This is a genomic window from Massilia sp. 05N420, from assembly GCF_056397205.1.
Genome location: NZ_JBFTMX010000247.1, coordinates 1 through 386, shown reverse-complemented (window position 1 = coordinate 386; position 386 = coordinate 1). Strand labels below are relative to the sequence as shown.

The window sequence follows — 386 nt, the reverse complement described above, 5'->3', positions numbered from 1 at the left end:
GAGGGGTACAGCGCCTTTCAAAGCCTTCCTTCGCTTGTCGCGCGAGATTGGAAATGACATCCTCAAAACCCAAGGCGCGGGCGGGAACACGTCCATCAAGCAGGACGGCGTTATGTGGGTGAAGGCCTCCGGCACGTGGCTCTCCAAAGCCGAAGATCAAGACATAATGGTTCCCGTCGTCGTCGATCCGCTGGTGAGAGCCTTGCGCGATAGCGATCCGCGCGCGGAGAAATCCACCGATTTCATCGTTTCCGAGCTGAACTCCACCGGTTTACGACCATCGATTGAAACGAGTTTCCACGCTGCACTCGGCAGTCGGGTGGTCGCGCACTATCACTGCGTGAACGCGATAGCACTTTCTGTTCTAGAGGATCGCGAAGAAGAAC

Annotated in this window: 1 protein-coding gene; it reads left to right on the top strand. The window is 56.7% G+C overall.

What is annotated here, in order from left to right:
* Positions 1–386: class II aldolase/adducin family protein (locus tag AC1DIX_RS28180; protein ID WP_477328672.1), on the top strand; the 386-nt coding region annotated here is incomplete at both ends.